Consider the following 15,442-nt stretch of genomic DNA (forward strand, 5'->3'; position numbering starts at 1 on the left):
CCCCCCCCCCCCGCCCCCCCCCGGGGGGGGGGGGGGGGGGGGGGGCCCCCCCCCCCCCGCCGCACGAACCTGAGGAGTCTCGGGATCCCACGGGACCACGCTCTCGTTCACCGCCACCCGCGGCACGGAGCCGGCGACGAGCGCCCCGCTCCGGAGCGTGGGTGGTTCGTGGCACCCTTGGCGGGTGCCTCCCGCCGCCCCCTCCCGCTCCGCGCGCACGTCCCGGTCCGCCGCGTCGTCACGCTCCGGCAAGCCGTCCGCGAACAGCCGTCCGTGGCACGAGCCCACCCTCGCGCCGGTGCTGCTCGTGCGCGGTCCGGAGGGGCTGCTGGCAGAGCGCGCCGTCGACGGCGTCGTCCGCCTGGCGCGTGAGCGCGACCCGGAGACCGAGAAGACGGAGCTCGACGGATCCCTCTACGCGGGCGGGCAGCTCGCCGTCGCCGCGAGCCCGTCCCTGTTCGGCGAGCCGAGCGTCGTGGTGGTGCGCGCGGCCGAGGCCGCGACCGAGGACCTCGTGGCCGACGTGGTCGCGTACGTCGCCGCGCCCGACCCGGAGACCGTCGTCGTGGTGGTGCACGGTGGCGGGCAGCGGGGCAAGAAGATGCTCGACGCGATCCTGGCCAGCGGCGCTCCGGTGCTCGAGTGCGACGCGATCAGCAAGGACGCGGACAAGGTGCAGTTCGTCGGGGCCGAGTTCCGGGCGGCCCGGCGCCGTGCCGACGCGGACGCGGTCCGGTCCCTCGTCGACGCGCTGGGTACCGACCTGCGCGAGCTCGCGTCGGCGTGCGCGCAGCTCGTCGCCGACACCTCGGGCACGATCAGCACGGCCGTCGTCGACCGCTACTACGGCGGCCGGGTCGAGGCCACGGGCTTCAAGGTCGCGGACGCCGCGGTGGCCGGCGACGCCGGGGGAGCGGTGGCGCTCCTGCGGCACGCGCTGGCCACGGGCGCCGACCCGGTGCCGATCGTCGCCGCGCTGGCGCTGCGGCTGCGCACCCTCGCGCGGGTCGCGGCCATCCGCGGCGGGAGCGTGACCGCCCGCCAGCTCGGGCTGCAGGACTGGCAGGTGCGCAACGCCCAGCGGGACCTGTCGCGCTGGACCCCGGAGGGGCTCGCCGAGGCGATCACCGCCGTCGCGCAGGCAGATGCCGACGTCAAGGGCGGCGGGCGCGACCCGGTCTACGCCGTCGAGCGGGCCGTCCTGACCATCGCGGCGTCCCGGCGCCGATAGGTCGCACCCGAGGGGCCCGGCCCGGGTCGTGGGGACGGAACGCGCGACGCCCCTCCACGCAGGGCGTGGAGGGGCGTCGTTCCCTCGGCAGACGGATCTACCTCGGTGGGAAAGCTCAGAGCGCGTCGATGGCCTTGGCCAGCGCGGACTTGCGGTTGGCAGCCTGGTTGGTGTGGATGACACCCTTCGAGACGGCCTTGTCGAGCTTGCGCGAAGCGGCCTGCAGCGCGGTGGTCGCGGCCTCCTTGTCGCTCGCGGCGACGGCCTCGCGCACCTTGCGCACGTAGGTCTTCAGCTCCGACTTGACGGACTTGTTGCGAAGGCGGGCCTTCTCGTTCGTCTTGTTGCGCTTGATCTGGGACTTGATGTTTGCCACGTGTGGACTTCCTGGTGTGTTCGCCTGCCGGCGAGCGGATAGGTCGTAGAGGGCGGTCGCAGATCCGGGACTGGGGTGGGGAACCCGTGGTGAGGAACTGCGACGGTGCCCGCCGACCTGGGCGGACACGCAAACATCAACGATAGCAGAGCGACCCTCGCGGCCGAGATCCCCGACGACGGCCCACCGTGTGAGATGCGTGACCGCCCCGCGCGCTAGATCCTGGGGTCCGTCGTCCCGGACAGGTGCCGCCCACGGTGCACGGCTCGTGACCTGCGCCGGGACCCCGCGACCGCACGGGACCCGTCAGCGGAGGGACCTCGCCTTGACCATCGCCGCGGCGACGCGGTCGAACGTCCGACGGTCCATGACGGCGCCCTCGCGCCGGACCTTCGCGGGGTCGACGCGGATCACCCGGTTGATGCGCACCTCGCTCGCCCGGCCGCGGGAGTCCCACGGCCCGGTGCCGATGTCCATCCAGAGGCGGCCGTACCGGGCCTCCTGCGCGGCGTCCTGGTCGTGGTCCTTGCTGGTGAGCTGCAGGGCGAGCAGCCAGGGGCCGTCGTGCCCGACGAGCAGCACCGGACGGTCCTTGCCCTGGGAGTGGTCCTCCTCGTACGGCACCCAGGTCCACACGATCTCGCCGGGGTCCGGGTCGCCGTCGAGCCGCGGCGCGTACGCCGGCGTGACCGTGCCGCGGAAGTCACCCGGGTAGGTGGCGGAGGTTGCGGGCCTCGTCGTGCGGGCCGTGGGCGCGGGCCGCCGGGTCGGCTGGGGGGCGGGCTTCGTCGTGCCGCGCGTCGCCGGCGCCTGCGGTGTCCCGGGGGTGGAAGCGCGGGTCCGGGAGCGGGGCGTGCGCCGCGACGTCGTCGAACGCAGCACGTCCACCAGCAGGTTCAGCCATCTGTTCGCCACGCCGCACAGCCTACGGCGCACCGCGAACGGTCCGGCGCGAGCGGCTCCGCGCGGCTCCGCGAGCGGCTCCGACGCGGCGATGCCGCGGCGCGGCGCCGCTCAGGGCACCAGCGGCCCGGCGAGGGCGCGTTCGGCTGCGGCGGCGTCGCCGGTGACGACGGCACCGGCCTCGGCCGGCTCCAGGCGTCCCCAGAGCAGCAGTGCGAGGCCGTGCGCGGGCGCGGTCAGGGTGGCGGCCGGCGCGGGGCCTTCGCCGAGCGTCCACGACCACCCCAGGTCGGCCGCCACGACGCGCAGGGGGACGGTCAGCGGCGCCGTCCGGCCGAGCCGCACCTGCCGGGGCGCGAACATCGTGACGACCTCGTCGACGCAGTCCGCCCACACCTCGGGAGCGACGCCGACCCCGAGCCGTGCCGCGAGCGCGGCGGGCCCCGAGCCCAGGCGGGCGGCGTGCAGGTCGTGCAGGTGCACGAGCGTCTCGTGCACCTGGCGTCGCCACCAGAACGACGCCGGCCCGACGCCGAGGAGCGTCCGGGCCTGCTGGTCCGGCCCGGCCGTGGCCAAGGTGGTGCGCAGGTCGCCGGCGTGCCGCCGGTAGAGCGCGGCGAGGCCCGCCGGGCCGCCCTCGGGCTCGGGGAGCTCCTCCGAGCGCGAGGGGTCGCCCACGGCCATGCCCGCGGCCCAGTGGTGCACCCCGGCGAGGTGCGTCACGAGCTCGCGCACGCGCCAGTCCCCGCACGCCGGGACGCGGGCGTCCGGGGCCGCGCCAGGCACGGCGGCGGCGAACGCCTCCTGGAGGCGGGCGAGCAGCGCCGGAAGGTCGGGCTCGGGACCGCCGTCGGTGCGGCGGCCGCTGCGCGGATCGACGACCGGCCGCGGCCGCGGTGTGATGCGCTCGGCAGGCATGGCGCCGATGCTAGTCATGGGACAATGACCAGGCCCTCATCCCCACCCGAGACACCCTGACGGAGCGAGATCGCTTTGCCCATCCCCGGACCTGCGCTCAGCGCGCGAATCCAGCCGAGCTCCACGCCGTCCGAGCTGATCCGCAACTTCTGCATCATCGCGCACATCGACCACGGCAAGTCGACGCTCGCGGACCGCATGCTGCAGCTCACCGGCGTGGTCGAGCCCCGTGCCATGCGCGCCCAGTACCTCGACCGGATGGACATCGAGCGCGAGCGCGGCATCACGATCAAGTCGCAGGCCGTGCGCATGCCGTGGCAGCTCGACGACGAGCCGTACGCGCTCAACATGATCGACACGCCCGGGCACGTCGACTTCACCTACGAGGTCTCCCGGTCCCTCGCCGCGTGCGAGGGCGCCGTGCTGCTGGTGGACGCCGCCCAGGGCATCGAGGCCCAGACCCTCGCCAACCTGTACCTGGCGATGGAGAACGAGCTCGAGATCATCCCGGTGCTCAACAAGATCGACCTGCCAGCCGCGCAGCCGGAGAAGTACGCGGAGGAGATCGCCGGCCTGGTCGGGGGCGACCCGGCCGACGTGCTCAAGGTGAGCGGCAAGACGGGCGCGGGTGTCGAGGCGCTGCTCGACCGCATCGTGCGGCGCGTGCCGGCGCCGAGCGGGGACCACGACGCGGAGTCCCGCGCCATGATCTTCGACTCGGTCTACGACACCTACCGGGGCGTCGTCACGTACGTCCGCGTGATCGACGGCTACCTCAGCCCGCGCGAGCGCATCGCCATGATGTCGACGCGCGCCACGCACGAGCTGCTGGAGATCGGCGTGATCTCCCCAGAGCCGATCCCCACCAAGGGCCTCGGCCCGGGCGAGGTCGGCTACCTCATCACCGGCGTGAAGGACGTGCGCCAGTCGAAGGTCGGCGACACGGTGACCAGCGCCACCAGGCCGGCCGCCGAGGCCCTCGGCGGCTACGACGACCCGAAGCCGATGGTGTTCTCCGGGCTCTACCCCGTCGACGGGTCCGACTACCCGACGCTGCGCGACGCGCTGGACAAGCTCAAGCTCAACGACGCCGCGCTCAACTACGAGCCGGAGACGTCGGTGGCGCTCGGCTTCGGCTTCCGCGTCGGGTTCCTCGGGCTGCTGCACCTGGAGATCGTGCGCGAGCGCCTCGAGCGGGAGTTCGACCTCGACCTCATCTCGACCGCGCCGAACGTCGTCTACGACGTCACGCTCGACGACGGCACCCCCGTCAAGGTGACGAACCCGTCGGAGTTCCCGGGCGGCAAGATCAAGGAGGTCCGCGAGCCCGTGGTGCGCGCGACCATCCTCGCGCCGAGCGAGTTCGTCGGCACCGTCATGGGCCTGTGCAACGACCGCCGCGGTCAGATGAACGGCATGGACTACCTCTCGGAGGACCGTGTCGAGCTGCGCTTCACGCTGCCGCTGGCGGAGATCGTCTTCGACTTCTTCGACCACCTCAAATCCCGCACCCGCGGGTACGCGTCCCTCGACTACGAGCCCGAGGGCGACCAGGCGGCGGACCTCGTCAAGGTCGACATCCTGCTCCAGGGCGACCAGGTCGACGCGTTCAGTGCCATCGTGCACAAGGAGAAGGCGTACGACTACGGCGTCATGATGACGGCGAAGCTCAAGGAGATCATTCCTCGGCAGCAGTTCGAGGTGCCGATCCAGGCGGCCGTCGGTGCGCGCGTCATCGCGCGGGAGACGGTGCGCGCCATGCGCAAGGACGTGCTCGCCAAGTGCTACGGCGGCGACATCAGCCGTAAGCGCAAGCTGCTGGAGAAGCAGAAGGAGGGCAAGAAGCGCATGAAGAACATCGGGTCCGTCGAGGTCCCGAAGGACGCCTTCATCGCCGCGCTCTCCTCCGACGGCGTCGGCGGCAAGGAGACGAAGGACAAGAAGAAGTAGTGCCTGCCCTGCCCGACGGCGTCCCGGTGCCCGGCGACGGCGCGCTGCCGTCGTGGGTGTCGGGCGCGCCCGACCGCCCGTTCGGCGTCTACGTCCACGTCCCGTTCTGCTCGGTGCGTTGTGGCTACTGCGACTTCAACACCTACACCGCGGCCGAGCTGGGCGGCGGGGCGTCCCAGGTCGAGTACGCGACGACGGCGCTGGGCGAGGTCGACCTGGCCGCGCGGGTGCTGCGCGACGCCGGCCGGGCCTCCGCGCCGGTGTCCACGGTGTTCTTCGGTGGCGGGACGCCGACCATGCTTCCGGCCGCCGACCTGGTGCGCGTGCTGGGCGGCATCCGCGAGGCGTGGGGGCTGGCCGACGACGCCGAGGTGACCACCGAGGCGAACCCCGACTCGGTGACCCCCGAGTCGCTACGCCTGCTCGCCGACGGCGGCTTCACGCGTGTCTCGTTCGGCATGCAGTCCGCCGTGCCGCACGTGCTCGCCACGCTGGAGCGCACGCACGACCCGCGCCGGATCCCCGACGTCGTGGCCTGGGCGCGCGACGCCGGCCTCGACGTGTCGCTGGATCTCATCTACGGCACGCCGGGGGAGTCGCTGGACGACTGGCGGGCTTCCGTCGAGGCGGCACTGGCCACGGGCGTCGACCACGTGTCCGCGTACGCGCTCGTCGTCGAGCCGGGCACGAAGATGCACGCCCAGGTGCGCCGTGGCCTGGTCACGCTGCCCGACGAGGACGACCAGGCCGCGAAGTACGAGCTGGCCGACGACCTGCTCACCGCCGCCGGGCTCGGCTGGTACGAGGTGAGCAACTGGGCGCGCACGCCGGAGCACGCCTGTCGGCACAACCTCGCGTACTGGCGCGGGGACGACTGGTGGGGCATCGGCCCCGGCGCGCACTCCTACGTCTCTGCCGCTCCAGCGGCCGAGCCGGGCGGACCCACGACCCCCGCGGCGACGACCGACGGGACGACGTCCGACGACACCCCCGCCGGCGTGCGCTGGTGGAACGTCAAGCACCCGCGGCGCTACGCGGCGCTGCTGGCCGACGGGAAGTCTCCGGGGGCGGGCCGTGAGCTGCTCACCGCCTCCGAGGCGCACCTCGAGCGCGTCATGCTCGGGGTGCGGCTGCGCGAGGGCCTGGACCTGGCGGTCCTGGACGACGCCGGCCGGCACGCCGTCGCCGGGCTGGTGGCCCAGGGCCTGCTCGACGGCGTGGCCGCCGTGCGCGGCCGGGCGGTGCTCACCCGCCGGGGCCGGCTGCTGGCAGACGCCGTCGTGCGCACTCTCACCACCTGAGCGTGGCGAGCTGAGTGGTGTCGTGAGCACAAGACACGCCCTGCGCGCACGGCGTCGCAGGGCGTGTCTCGTGCTCACACGCGTCAGGAGATGAAGCGGATGGTCAGCGGGTAGCGGTACCACTCGTGGCGGTTGGCGGCCACGGCGGCGAGGATGCCGAACACGATGGACATCACCCAGATGGCGGTAGCCGTGAAGAAGCCGATGACGACGAACATCAGGACGATGCTCACGACGTAGCCGATGAGCAGGGTGATCTGGAAGTTCAGGGCCTCCTTGGCCTGGTCGGCCACGTAGGCGCTGCGCTCGCGCAGCACGAGCCACACGACGAGCGGCGCGAGGAAGCCGAGCACGCCGGCGCTCACGAGCGCGCCGACGGGCGCGCCCAGGTGCGCGACGATCGCCCACATGCGCTCGTCGGCGGGCGCGAGCGGCTGTGCGCCGTAGGCCTGCGGGTACGGCTGCTGGCCGCCGGGCGGCGGCGGGTAGGGCGGCTGGCCACCGCTCGGCGGCTGCTCACCGTACGGGGGCTGTCCACCGTGCGGCGGCTGCTCACCGTACGGGGGCTGCTGGGGCGGGGTTCCCTCCGGAGGCTGGCTCATACCCCCCATCTTTGCGCATCTCGGGAGGCCCCGGCACCCGGCGTGTGCGCTGGCGCCGCGCCCGGCCGGGCGGGACAGTGGGACCGGCAGCGCCGTCCGCGGTCGCACGGGCGGCCCCGGGGCGCAGGGAGGAACCGATGACTGAACCCACCGGCGACCCGGACCGCGAGCCCGACCCCCGCCAGCCCCCGGCATACGGCCAGTACGCGGCGGGCGGGCCGCCGCCCGCGAGCCCGCCCGTGCCGCCGGACGCCCTGCGTCCCGGCGGCTGGTCCGGCGGCTCCGGGAGGCCGGGCGGCGGGGTCTCGGTGGGTCAGGCGTTCTCCTGGGCCTGGTCCAGCTTCGCGCGCAGCGCGGGTCCGTGGATCGGTGCGACCGTCGTCGTGGGTGCCATCGCGCTCGCGGCGGCGGTGCTGCTCACCCCGGACTTCCGCGCGATCGTGGAGAACTACGACGAACCGAACGCGATCACCGAGGCCGTGACGGCGGGCGCGTCGGTGCTCGACGTCCTGCTCGGTGCGCTGCTCGCCGTCGTGGAGATCGTCGTCGGGTCGCTGCTCGCTCACGGGGCGCTCGTGGCCACCCGGCGCGGGCGGGCCGTGTTCGGCGACTTCTTCGCGGTGCGCAACCTCGGCGGGATCGTCGTGCTCGGGCTGATCAACGGCGCGCTGACCTTCGTGCTCGCGTTCATCCCGTTCCTGGGCGGCCTGCTCCGGCTCGTCATCGGGTTCTTCCTGGCTGCGTCGCTCTTCTTCGCCATCGACCGGGGGCAGGACGCCCTCGCGGCCATCCGTTCCAGCGTCGCGCTGGTGAGCCGGAACCCGGGCGTCGTGCTGCTGACGCTCGTCGTGGCGATCGCGCTGCTGTTCGTCGGCGCGCTGCTGCTCGTCGTCGGGACGCTGGTCACGGTGCCCCTCGCGATCCTTACGGGCGCGTTCGTCTACCGCCGCCTCGTCGGCGAGCAGCCGGTGGCTCCCGTCTGAACCGTCCGCAGCACCGTCTCGAGGAGGACCCGATGAGCGTGAACCCGCCGAGCATGCCCGACGACCACCCCGGCCGGTACGGGGACCAGCCACCTCGCGGCGGACCCCCGCCCCACGGTGGCCAGCCCCCGTACGGCGACGAGCCGTACGGCCAGTCGTACCCGCCGCCGGGCCAGCAGATGCCCGACCCGGGCCTGTATCCGGGCAACGAGTACCCGCCGGACCGGTCGGCGCGGCCCCTGGCGCACGAGGCGGGCGCGGGCTCGTTCTTCGGCGCGCTCTTCGACTACTCGTTCACCCGCTACATCACGCCCACGATCGTCAAGGCCGTCTACGTCATCGTGACGGTGCTGGTGGCGCTGGGCTGGCTCGGCGGCCTGGTCGCCGCGTTCCAGGGCGGGTGGCTGCCGGGCGTGCTGTTCCTGGCGTTCGGCTGGATCGTCGCGCTGGTCTACCTGGCGATCGCCAGGATCAGCCTCGAGTTCTTCGTCGCGGTGATCTCCGTGTCCCAGAAGGTCAACCGGTACGCCGAGCGCGACGGTCTCTGAGTCCGGGCCGGCTCAGGTCGGCTCAGGTCGGCTCAGGTCGTGACGAAGTCGATGAGCTCCTCGACCCGGCCCAGCAGGGCCGGGTCGAGGTCGCGGTAGTCGCGCACGCGGGCCAGGATGCGCTGCCAGGCGAGGCCCACGTCGTGCGCGGACGACGCCGGCCAGCCCAGCTCGCGCAGGATCCCGCGCTTCCACTCGGTGCCGCGCTCGATCGTCGGCCACGACGCCAGGCCGAGGCGCTCGGCCTTCACGGCCTGCCAGACGTCGACGTAGGGGTGCCCGAGCACGAGCACGGTGCCGCCGGGCACGGTGCGCAACGCCTCGTCCGCGATCCGGCGTTCCTTGGAGCCCGGCACGAGGTGGTCGACGAGGACCCCGACGCGCCGTTCCGTGGTGGGCGCGAACCCGGCCAGCGCCTCCGCGAGGTTGTCGACACCGTCGAGCAGCTCCACGACGACCCCCTCGACGCGCAGGTCGTCGCCCCAGACCTTCTCCACGAGCTCGGCGTCGTGCTTGCCCTCGACCCAGATGCGGCTGCCGCGTGCCACGCGGGCCCGCTGCCCGTGCACGGCGACGGAGCCCGAGGCGGTACGGGTCGGCGCTGCGGGGGCGCGGGTGGTCACGGGGGCCGTCAGCTCGACGGGCCGGCCGTCCATCCAGAACCCCGGGCCGAGCGGGAAGGTGCGGGTGCGCCCGCGGCGGTCCTCCAGGACGACCACGTGCATGCCGCCCGACTTCTCGACCCGCACCACCGCGCCGACCCAGCCGCTGGTGACCTCCTCGACGACGAGGCCGGGGCTGGCCGGGCAGGGGACGGAGACCGGCCGGCGACGGTGGTGGGCCGAGCCGGTGGAGCCGGAGGAGGACAGGACGTCGGAGCCGTAGCGGTCGTGCACGACGGCGAGCCTACGGTCGGGCCGTGCGCGTGGCCGTCCCGACACGCTGCCGGCCGACCGGTGCCGCGCCGCTGCGACCGGAGCTGCGCCGGCGTGGCGCCGGCGCCCATGACCCGGGCCGGGCCAGGACGGCGGCCTCCGTGCGCTCGCGTCGGATCGCTCACGTGGCGTCGCTCACGCCGTGCGGTGCCGGGCGGGCGACGATGCCGCGGGTGCCACGCGCGGCGCGCGGCGTGCACGACGCACGACGGCGGGCCGCGCGAGCAGCTCGAGCAGCGCCTTCTCCCGGCGGCGACCCTCGGTGGCGCGGGCGACCTCCGCCTCGTGGGCGAGGTAGTACATCCCGTACAGCGTGCCGTCCATGACGGTCCTCCTGATCTCTGCGACGGCCCGGTCGACCGCCGCACCACCAGGTTCGTCCCCTGAGGTAGGCGCCCGGATCGGGCACCTGCCGGATCTTCGGCCCGTGCCCGGGGCCCCCGCCGCCCTGGGTACCTCAGAGGCCGGTCACGGCGCGGGGCGCGCCCGCTCGGTCGGAGGGGCCGCGTAGGATGGCACTCTGGATGTGAGAGTGCTAAAGGGCTGGACGAGTGCTCGAAGGAGGCCGTGTGAGCGAGGAACGTCGCCTGGCCGTGCTGCGCGCGATCGTGGAGGACTACGTCCACACGCGTGAGCCGGTGGGGTCCCGCGTGCTCACCGAGCGGCACGGGCTCGGGGTCTCGCCCGCCACCATCCGCAACGACATGGCCGCCCTCGAGGACGCCGGCTACATCGCGCAGCCCCACACCTCGGCCGGGCGGGTCCCGACGGACAAGGGTTACCGCCTCTTCGTCGACCGGCTCGCGGAGGTCCGCCCGCTCACCACGCCCCAGCGGCGGGCGATCGAGACGTTCCTGTCCGAGGCGGTCGACCTCGACGACGTCCTCGGCCGGGCGGGGCGGCTCATCGCCCAGCTCACCGGTCAGGTCGCTGTGGTGCAGTACCCCTCGCTGCGGCTGTCCGGGCTGCGGCACCTGGAGCTCGTCCCCGTCGGGGGGCGCCGGCTGCTGGTCGTCGTCATCACGGACACGGGGCGGGTCGAGCAGCGTTACCTGGACGTGGTCGGCCGGCCCGGGCAGGGGGCCGCGGTCACGGCCGTCGAGACGGACGCCGGGGCGCTGCCCGGTGGCGGGTGCGACGAGCCGGTGCTCGACGAGGGCTCGCTCGGCGAGCTGCGGGCCCGGCTCAACGCCGCGGCCGCCGGCAAGCGGCTCTCGGAGCTGCCTGCCGCGTTCGTCCGGGTCGTGGGCGACCTCGCACCCGACCTGGCGCCGCTCGCGCGGGGCGTGGCCGACCTCGTGGTCGACACCCTGGGTGCCGAGCGGGAGGAACGCATCGTCCTGGCGGGCACCGCCAACCTGGCACGCGCCGAGATGCGGTTCGAGCAGGGGCTGAGCCCGGTGCTCGAGGCGCTCGAGGAGCAGGTGGTGCTGCTGGGGCTGCTCACCGAGATGTTCGCGGACCCCCGGGGCCCCCGCAGCGACGGGGAGTCCGAGACCGAGACGTCGTGGGGCGAGAGCGGCGTCGGGGTGCGCATCGGGCACGAGAGCCGTCTCGACGGCCTCACCGAGGCGTCCGTCGTCGCGTCCGGCTACGGCTCCGACGGCGACACGGTCGCGTTCCTCGGCTCGATCGGCCCCACCCGGATGGACTATCCCGGCACGATCGCGTCCGTCCGGGCGGTGGCCCGCTACCTGTCCCGGGTGCTGCCCAACTAGCCTCACGAGCCTGGCGTGCCACCGACCCGGCTCCTGTCCGCCCCCACCACGAACCCCGTCACCGAAAGAGACCTGTGACCGACTACTACGAGATCCTCGGCGTCCCGCGCGACGCCTCGGCCGAGCAGATCAAGAAGGCGTACCGCAAGCTCGCCCGCGAGCTGCACCCCGACGTCGCCGGCGAGGCGGGCGAGGAACGGTTCAAAGAGGTCGCCCGCGCGTACGAGGTGCTCTCCCACCCGGACAAGCGCCAGCAGTACGACCTCGGCGTCGACCCGACCGCCCCCGGCGGCGGCGCGGGCGGCGGCTTCGGCAACGGCTTCGGCTTCCAGGACATCTTCGAGACCTTCTTCGGCGGCGGGGGCCAGCCGTCCGGCCCGGTGCCCCGTGCGCGCCGCGGCCAGGACGCGCTCGTGCGCCTCGACGTCGAGCTCTCCGAGGCCACGTTCGGCGCCAAGCGCGAGCTGCAGGTCGACACGGCCGTGGTGTGCGGCACGTGCAGCGGCGGAGGTTGCCGCCCCGGCACGGACCTCAAGACGTGCGAGGTGTGCCATGGTCGCGGCAACGTGCAGCGTGTCGCGCGGTCGTTCCTCGGCCAGGTGATGACCACCGCGCCGTGCGCCGCCTGCCAGGGGTTCGGCACCGTGATCCCCGAGCCGTGCCCGGACTGCTCCGGCGAGGGTCGCGTCCGTTCGCGCCGCACCCTGACGGTCAACGTGCCCGCCGGTGTCGACACCGGGACCCGCATCAAGCTCACCTCGCAGGGCGAGGTCGGCCCCGGCGGCGGCCCGGCCGGCGACCTGTACGTCGAGATCCGGGAGAAGCCCCACGAGGTGTTCGTGCGCCGCGGGGACGACCTGCACTGCACGCTCCCGGTGCCGATGACGGCGGCCGCCCTCGGCACCGTCCTCGACCTGGAGACGCTCGACGGCGCCCAGGAGATCGACCTGCGGCCCGGCACGCAGCCGGGGCAGGTCATCACCCTCAAGGGCCTCGGCGTCGGCCACCTGCACGCGGGTGGTCGCGGCGACCTCAATGTGCACGTCGAGGTCCAGGTGCCCACGGCGCTGGACGACGAGCAGACCGAGCTCCTGCGCTCGCTGGCCACGCTCCGCGGCGAGGAGCGGCCCGAGCCCCGGCTCGCGGCGGCCCACCCGGGCGTCTTCTCGCGCCTGCGCGACAAGCTCAGCGGCAAGTGACGTGAGCGCACCCGTCTTCCTCGCCGAGGGGGGTGACCTCGGGGCGCTCGCGGCCGGTGACGTGTACGAGCTCGACGGCGCCGAGGGGCGCCACGCCGGCGTCGTGCAGCGCCGGGGCCCGGGGGAGCAGATCGACGTGGTCGACGGCGCGGGCACCCGGCTGCGCTGCCTGGTCGACTCCGTCGACGGGCCGCATCTGCGGCTGCGGGTCGCGGACGTCGTCGTCGAGCCGGCGCCGCAGGTCGTGCTGACGCTGGTCCAGGCCCTGGCCAAGGGCGACCGCGACGAGCTCGCGGTCGAGGCTGCCGTCGAGGTGGGCGTCGACGCGGTGGTGCCGTGGCAGGCCGACCGCTCGGTCGTCGTCTGGCGTGGGCAGCGCGCGGCGAAGTCGCGGGCGAAGTGGGTGGCCACCGTCCGCTCGGCCACCAAGCAGGCGCGCCGGGCGTGCCTGCCTGCCGTCGACGAGCCGGTCACCAGCAGGCAGCTCGCGGGACGCGTCCGGGACGTCGCCGCGGCCGGGGGCACCGTCGTCGTCCTCCACGAGGACGCGACGACGCCGCTGGCGCAGGTCCGGCTCCCGGAAGCCGGGGAGCTGCTCGTGGTCGTCGGTCCGGAGGGCGGGATCGGCGACGGCGAGCTCGAGCAGCTCACCGGGGCGGGTGCCGTCGCCGCGCGGCTCGGCCCGCACGTGCTGCGCACGTCCACGGCGGGGCCGGTGGCGGTGGCGCTGCTGAGCCAGCGGCTCGGGCGCTGGGCGTGACGCGGCGGTAGCGTGCGTCCATGACCAGTGCCGAGAGCGTCTCCGAGCCCGACTGCCTCTTCTGCAAGATCGTCGCCGGGCAGCTGCCCGCCGACATGGTCGTGAGCACCGACCGGGTCGTCGCCTTCCGCGACATCGACCCGAAGGCCCCGGTGCACGTCCTGGTGGTGCCGCGCGACCACCACGGCGACGTGTCCGTGCTCGCGAGCTCGGACCCCGCGCTGCTCTCCGAGATGGTCGCGGTCGCGGACCGTGTCGCGGGCGAGCTCGCGGACGGGCAGTACCGGATGATCTTCAACTCCGGCCCCCGGGCCGGGCAGTCCGTGTTCCACGTGCACGGTCACGTGCTGGCCGGCGCATCATTGGGGTGGAGCCCGGCCTGAGGGCGTCGATAGACTGGGTGCCCCGGGCGGTCCTCCGCCCGGGGCACCACGGTCCGGCCCGCCTCGGGCCCGACGACGACCCTGCGCGAAGGAGTTCCGCGGCGCGAGCCGGCTCATGACATCCACACCCCACGTCTCGCCCCGCCCGGACCACCACGGCGAGCACACGAGCGAGCACCGGATCGTCGTGCCGACGCACGTGCCCATGGTCGCCCTCCTCGGCAGTGGGGACTCCGTGCTGCGCGCGGTCGAGGACGGCTTCCGTGACGTCGACGTGCACGCCCGCGGCAACGAGATCGTCGTCCGGGGCCCGGCCGGGCAGGTCGCCCTCGTCTCCCGCCTGCTCGACGAGCTCGTCGAGGTGGTCGAGGCGGGCACCGTGCTCACGCCCGACGTCGTGACGCGGTCGGTGCGCATGCTCACCGCGGACACCCAGCAGCGGCCCGCCGAGGTGCTGACGTTCAACATCCTGTCCAGCCGCGGGCGCACGATCCGGCCCAAGACGCTCGGGCAGAAGCGCTACGTCGAGGCGATCGACGCCAGCACGATCACGTTCGGCATCGGCCCCGCGGGCACGGGCAAGACGTACCTGGCCATGGCCAAGGCCGTGCAGGCGCTGCAGTCCAAGCGGGTGAACCGGATCATCCTGACCCGCCCGGCGGTCGAGGCGGGGGAGCGACTGGGCTACCTGCCGGGCTCGTTGAGCGAGAAGATCGACCCGTACCTGCGGCCGCTGTACGACGCGCTGCACGACATGGTCGACCCGGACTCGATCCCCAAGCTCATCGAGGCGGGGACGATCGAGGTGGCGCCGCTGGCCTTCATGCGCGGCCGAAGCCTGAACGACTCGTTCATCATTCTCGACGAGGCGCAGAACACCTCCGCCGAGCAGATGAAGATGTTCCTGACCCGCCTGGGCTTCGGCTCGACCATGGTCATCACCGGCGACGCGACCCAGGTCGACCTGCCCGGGGGGACGACGTCGGGCCTGCGGGTCGTGGAGGACATCCTCACCGGCGTCGACGACGTCGAGTTCTGCCGGCTCACGTCGTCCGACGTGGTGCGGCACCGCCTGGTGGGGGACATCATCGACGCCTACGCGCGCTGGGACGTGGCCACGGCCCGCCCGGAGCCGCGCGGGAGGCAGCAGCACGAACGAGGAGCACGCAGGTGATCGCGCGATGAGCATCGAGGTCAACAACGAGTCCGGTGCCGAGGTGGACGAGGCGGAGTTCGCCGCGCTCGGCCGCTTCGTGCTGGACTCGATGCACGTGCACCCGCTCAGCGAGCTCTCCATCCTGTTCGTGGACACGGACGCCATGTCCCAGCTGCACGTGCAGTGGATGGACGAGCCCGGCCCGACGGACGTGCTCTCCTTCCCGATGGACGAGCTGCGGCCGGGGCGCGAGGGCGAGCAGACGCCGCCCGGCACGCTCGGCGACGTCGTCCTCTGCCCGGAGGTCGCGGCGGAGCAGGCGGTGGTGGCCGGCCACTCCACGGTCGAGGAGCTCCTGCTGCTGACCACGCACGGCATCCTGCACCTGCTCGGCTACGACCATGCCGAGCCCGAGGAGGAGAAGGAGATGTTCGCCCTGCAGCGACGCCTCCTGCTCACGTTCCTCGCCGGCAGGTGAC

Annotated in this window: 17 protein-coding genes; 11 read left to right on the forward strand and 6 right to left on the reverse strand. The window is 73.7% G+C overall.

All coding sequences use genetic code 11. The features are described 5' to 3' along the window. Positions 1 to 184 precede the first annotated feature (184 nt). A complete protein-coding gene (holA, locus tag LEP48_RS16160) occupies positions 185 to 1,231 on the forward strand; it encodes a DNA polymerase III subunit delta (protein ID WP_225566608.1) in 1,047 nt (348 codons plus the stop codon). Between the two features lie 115 nt (positions 1,232 to 1,346). Here the strand turns inward: holA and rpsT are convergent, their stop codons facing one another. The 3 genes from rpsT to LEP48_RS16175 form a co-directional block, all read right to left on the reverse strand. Continuing rightward, positions 1,347 to 1,607, reverse strand: coding sequence for a 30S ribosomal protein S20 (gene rpsT / locus LEP48_RS16165; RefSeq protein WP_225566609.1), 261 nt, complete (start codon positions 1,605 to 1,607; stop codon positions 1,347 to 1,349). 306 nt (positions 1,608 to 1,913) lie between these two features. Beyond that, positions 1,914 to 2,522 (reverse strand): type II toxin-antitoxin system PemK/MazF family toxin, encoded by a 609-nt coding sequence (locus LEP48_RS16170; RefSeq protein WP_225566610.1) that lies wholly within the window; start codon positions 2,520 to 2,522, stop codon positions 1,914 to 1,916. 99 nt (positions 2,523 to 2,621) lie between these two features. Beyond that, the gene (locus LEP48_RS16175; RefSeq protein WP_225566611.1) at positions 2,622 to 3,428 is read right to left on the reverse strand and encodes a maleylpyruvate isomerase family mycothiol-dependent enzyme; all 807 of its coding nucleotides are present in this window, start codon (positions 3,426 to 3,428) and stop codon (positions 2,622 to 2,624) included. 75 nt (positions 3,429 to 3,503) lie between these two features. On the opposite strand from LEP48_RS16175, the gene lepA reads away from it, so the two are divergent. Continuing rightward, complete coding sequence (gene lepA / locus LEP48_RS16180; protein WP_304608348.1) at positions 3,504 to 5,378, forward strand: translation elongation factor 4; 1,875 nt, start codon at positions 3,504 to 3,506, stop codon at positions 5,376 to 5,378. Beyond that, on the forward strand, positions 5,378 to 6,679 hold the full coding sequence (gene hemW, locus LEP48_RS16185) for a radical SAM family heme chaperone HemW (protein ID WP_225566612.1): 1,302 nt from the start codon (positions 5,378 to 5,380) through the stop codon (positions 6,677 to 6,679). The genes lepA and hemW overlap by 1 nt, the downstream gene beginning before the upstream one ends. Before the next feature lie 83 nt (positions 6,680 to 6,762). Here the strand turns inward: hemW and LEP48_RS16190 are convergent, their stop codons facing one another. Then, positions 6,763 to 7,281 carry a DUF4870 domain-containing protein gene (locus tag LEP48_RS16190; protein WP_225566613.1) on the reverse strand — a complete coding sequence of 173 codons (519 nt, stop codon included), beginning with the start codon at positions 7,279 to 7,281 and terminating at the stop codon, positions 6,763 to 6,765. 137 nt (positions 7,282 to 7,418) lie between these two features. On the opposite strand from LEP48_RS16190, the gene LEP48_RS16195 reads away from it, so the two are divergent. Continuing rightward, on the forward strand, positions 7,419 to 8,264 hold the full coding sequence (locus LEP48_RS16195; RefSeq protein WP_225566614.1) for a DUF2189 domain-containing protein: 846 nt from the start codon (positions 7,419 to 7,421) through the stop codon (positions 8,262 to 8,264). 32 nt (positions 8,265 to 8,296) lie between these two features. Continuing rightward, on the forward strand, positions 8,297 to 8,812 hold the full coding sequence (locus tag LEP48_RS16200; protein WP_225566615.1) for a DUF4282 domain-containing protein: 516 nt from the start codon (positions 8,297 to 8,299) through the stop codon (positions 8,810 to 8,812). Positions 8,813 to 8,844: 32 nt separating this feature from the next. On the opposite strand, the gene LEP48_RS16205 is transcribed toward LEP48_RS16200, so the two are convergent. Both LEP48_RS16205 and LEP48_RS16210 read right to left on the reverse strand, forming a co-directional pair. Beyond that, positions 8,845 to 9,708: a DUF3097 domain-containing protein gene (locus LEP48_RS16205; RefSeq protein WP_225566616.1), complete on the reverse strand. Its 864-nt coding sequence runs from the start codon at positions 9,706 to 9,708 to the stop codon at positions 8,845 to 8,847. Between the two features lie 174 nt (positions 9,709 to 9,882). Next, positions 9,883 to 10,071, reverse strand: a complete 189-nt coding sequence (locus LEP48_RS16210) for a hypothetical protein (protein WP_225566617.1) — start codon at positions 10,069 to 10,071, stop codon at positions 9,883 to 9,885. Between the two features lie 245 nt (positions 10,072 to 10,316). Here LEP48_RS16210 and hrcA point away from each other — a divergent pair, with 245 nt between their 5' ends. From hrcA to ybeY, 6 genes are all read left to right on the forward strand, one after another. Then, positions 10,317 to 11,465 carry a heat-inducible transcriptional repressor HrcA gene (gene hrcA, locus LEP48_RS16215; RefSeq protein ID WP_225566618.1) on the forward strand — a complete coding sequence of 383 codons (1,149 nt, stop codon included), beginning with the start codon at positions 10,317 to 10,319 and terminating at the stop codon, positions 11,463 to 11,465. A gap of 74 nt (positions 11,466 to 11,539) precedes the next feature. Next, entirely contained in the window at positions 11,540 to 12,664 is a 1,125-nt protein-coding gene (dnaJ, locus tag LEP48_RS16220; RefSeq protein ID WP_225566619.1) for a molecular chaperone DnaJ, read from the forward strand. A gap of 1 nt (position 12,665) precedes the next feature. Beyond that, positions 12,666 to 13,424, forward strand: a complete 759-nt coding sequence (locus tag LEP48_RS16225; protein ID WP_225566620.1) for a 16S rRNA (uracil(1498)-N(3))-methyltransferase — start codon at positions 12,666 to 12,668, stop codon at positions 13,422 to 13,424. A gap of 20 nt (positions 13,425 to 13,444) precedes the next feature. Then, the gene (locus tag LEP48_RS16230) at positions 13,445 to 13,807 is read left to right on the forward strand and encodes a histidine triad nucleotide-binding protein (protein ID WP_225566621.1); all 363 of its coding nucleotides are present in this window, start codon (positions 13,445 to 13,447) and stop codon (positions 13,805 to 13,807) included. 115 nt (positions 13,808 to 13,922) lie between these two features. After that, complete coding sequence (locus LEP48_RS16235) at positions 13,923 to 14,981, forward strand: PhoH family protein (RefSeq protein ID WP_225566622.1); 1,059 nt, start codon at positions 13,923 to 13,925, stop codon at positions 14,979 to 14,981. 7 nt (positions 14,982 to 14,988) lie between these two features. Next, entirely contained in the window at positions 14,989 to 15,441 is a 453-nt protein-coding gene (gene ybeY / locus LEP48_RS16240) for an rRNA maturation RNase YbeY (protein ID WP_225566623.1), read from the forward strand. Position 15,442: the final 1 nt, after the last annotated feature.

Origin of the sequence: Isoptericola luteus (assembly GCF_020297055.1) — a bacterium.
Lineage (GTDB): Bacteria > Actinomycetota > Actinomycetes > Actinomycetales > Cellulomonadaceae > Isoptericola > Isoptericola luteus.

Bases quoted from the DNA above. Each gene is read 5' to 3' on its own strand.
- LEP48_RS16195 (WP_225566614.1), top strand. From the start codon at position 7,419: ATGACTGAACCCACCGGCGACCCGGACCGCGAGCCCGACCCCCGCCAG.
- LEP48_RS16210 (WP_225566617.1), bottom strand. From the start codon at position 10,071: ATGGACGGCACGCTGTACGGGATGTACTACCTCGCCCACGAGGCGGAG.
- LEP48_RS16175 (WP_225566611.1), bottom strand. From the start codon at position 3,428: ATGCCTGCCGAGCGCATCACACCGCGGCCGCGGCCGGTCGTCGATCCG.
- LEP48_RS16190 (WP_225566613.1), bottom strand. From the start codon at position 7,281: ATGAGCCAGCCTCCGGAGGGAACCCCGCCCCAGCAGCCCCCGTACGGT.
- LEP48_RS16235 (WP_225566622.1), top strand. From the start codon at position 13,923: ATGACATCCACACCCCACGTCTCGCCCCGCCCGGACCACCACGGCGAG.
- LEP48_RS16200 (WP_225566615.1), top strand. From the start codon at position 8,297: ATGAGCGTGAACCCGCCGAGCATGCCCGACGACCACCCCGGCCGGTAC.
- ybeY (WP_225566623.1), top strand. From the start codon at position 14,989: ATGAGCATCGAGGTCAACAACGAGTCCGGTGCCGAGGTGGACGAGGCG.
- LEP48_RS16230 (WP_225566621.1), top strand. From the start codon at position 13,445: ATGACCAGTGCCGAGAGCGTCTCCGAGCCCGACTGCCTCTTCTGCAAG.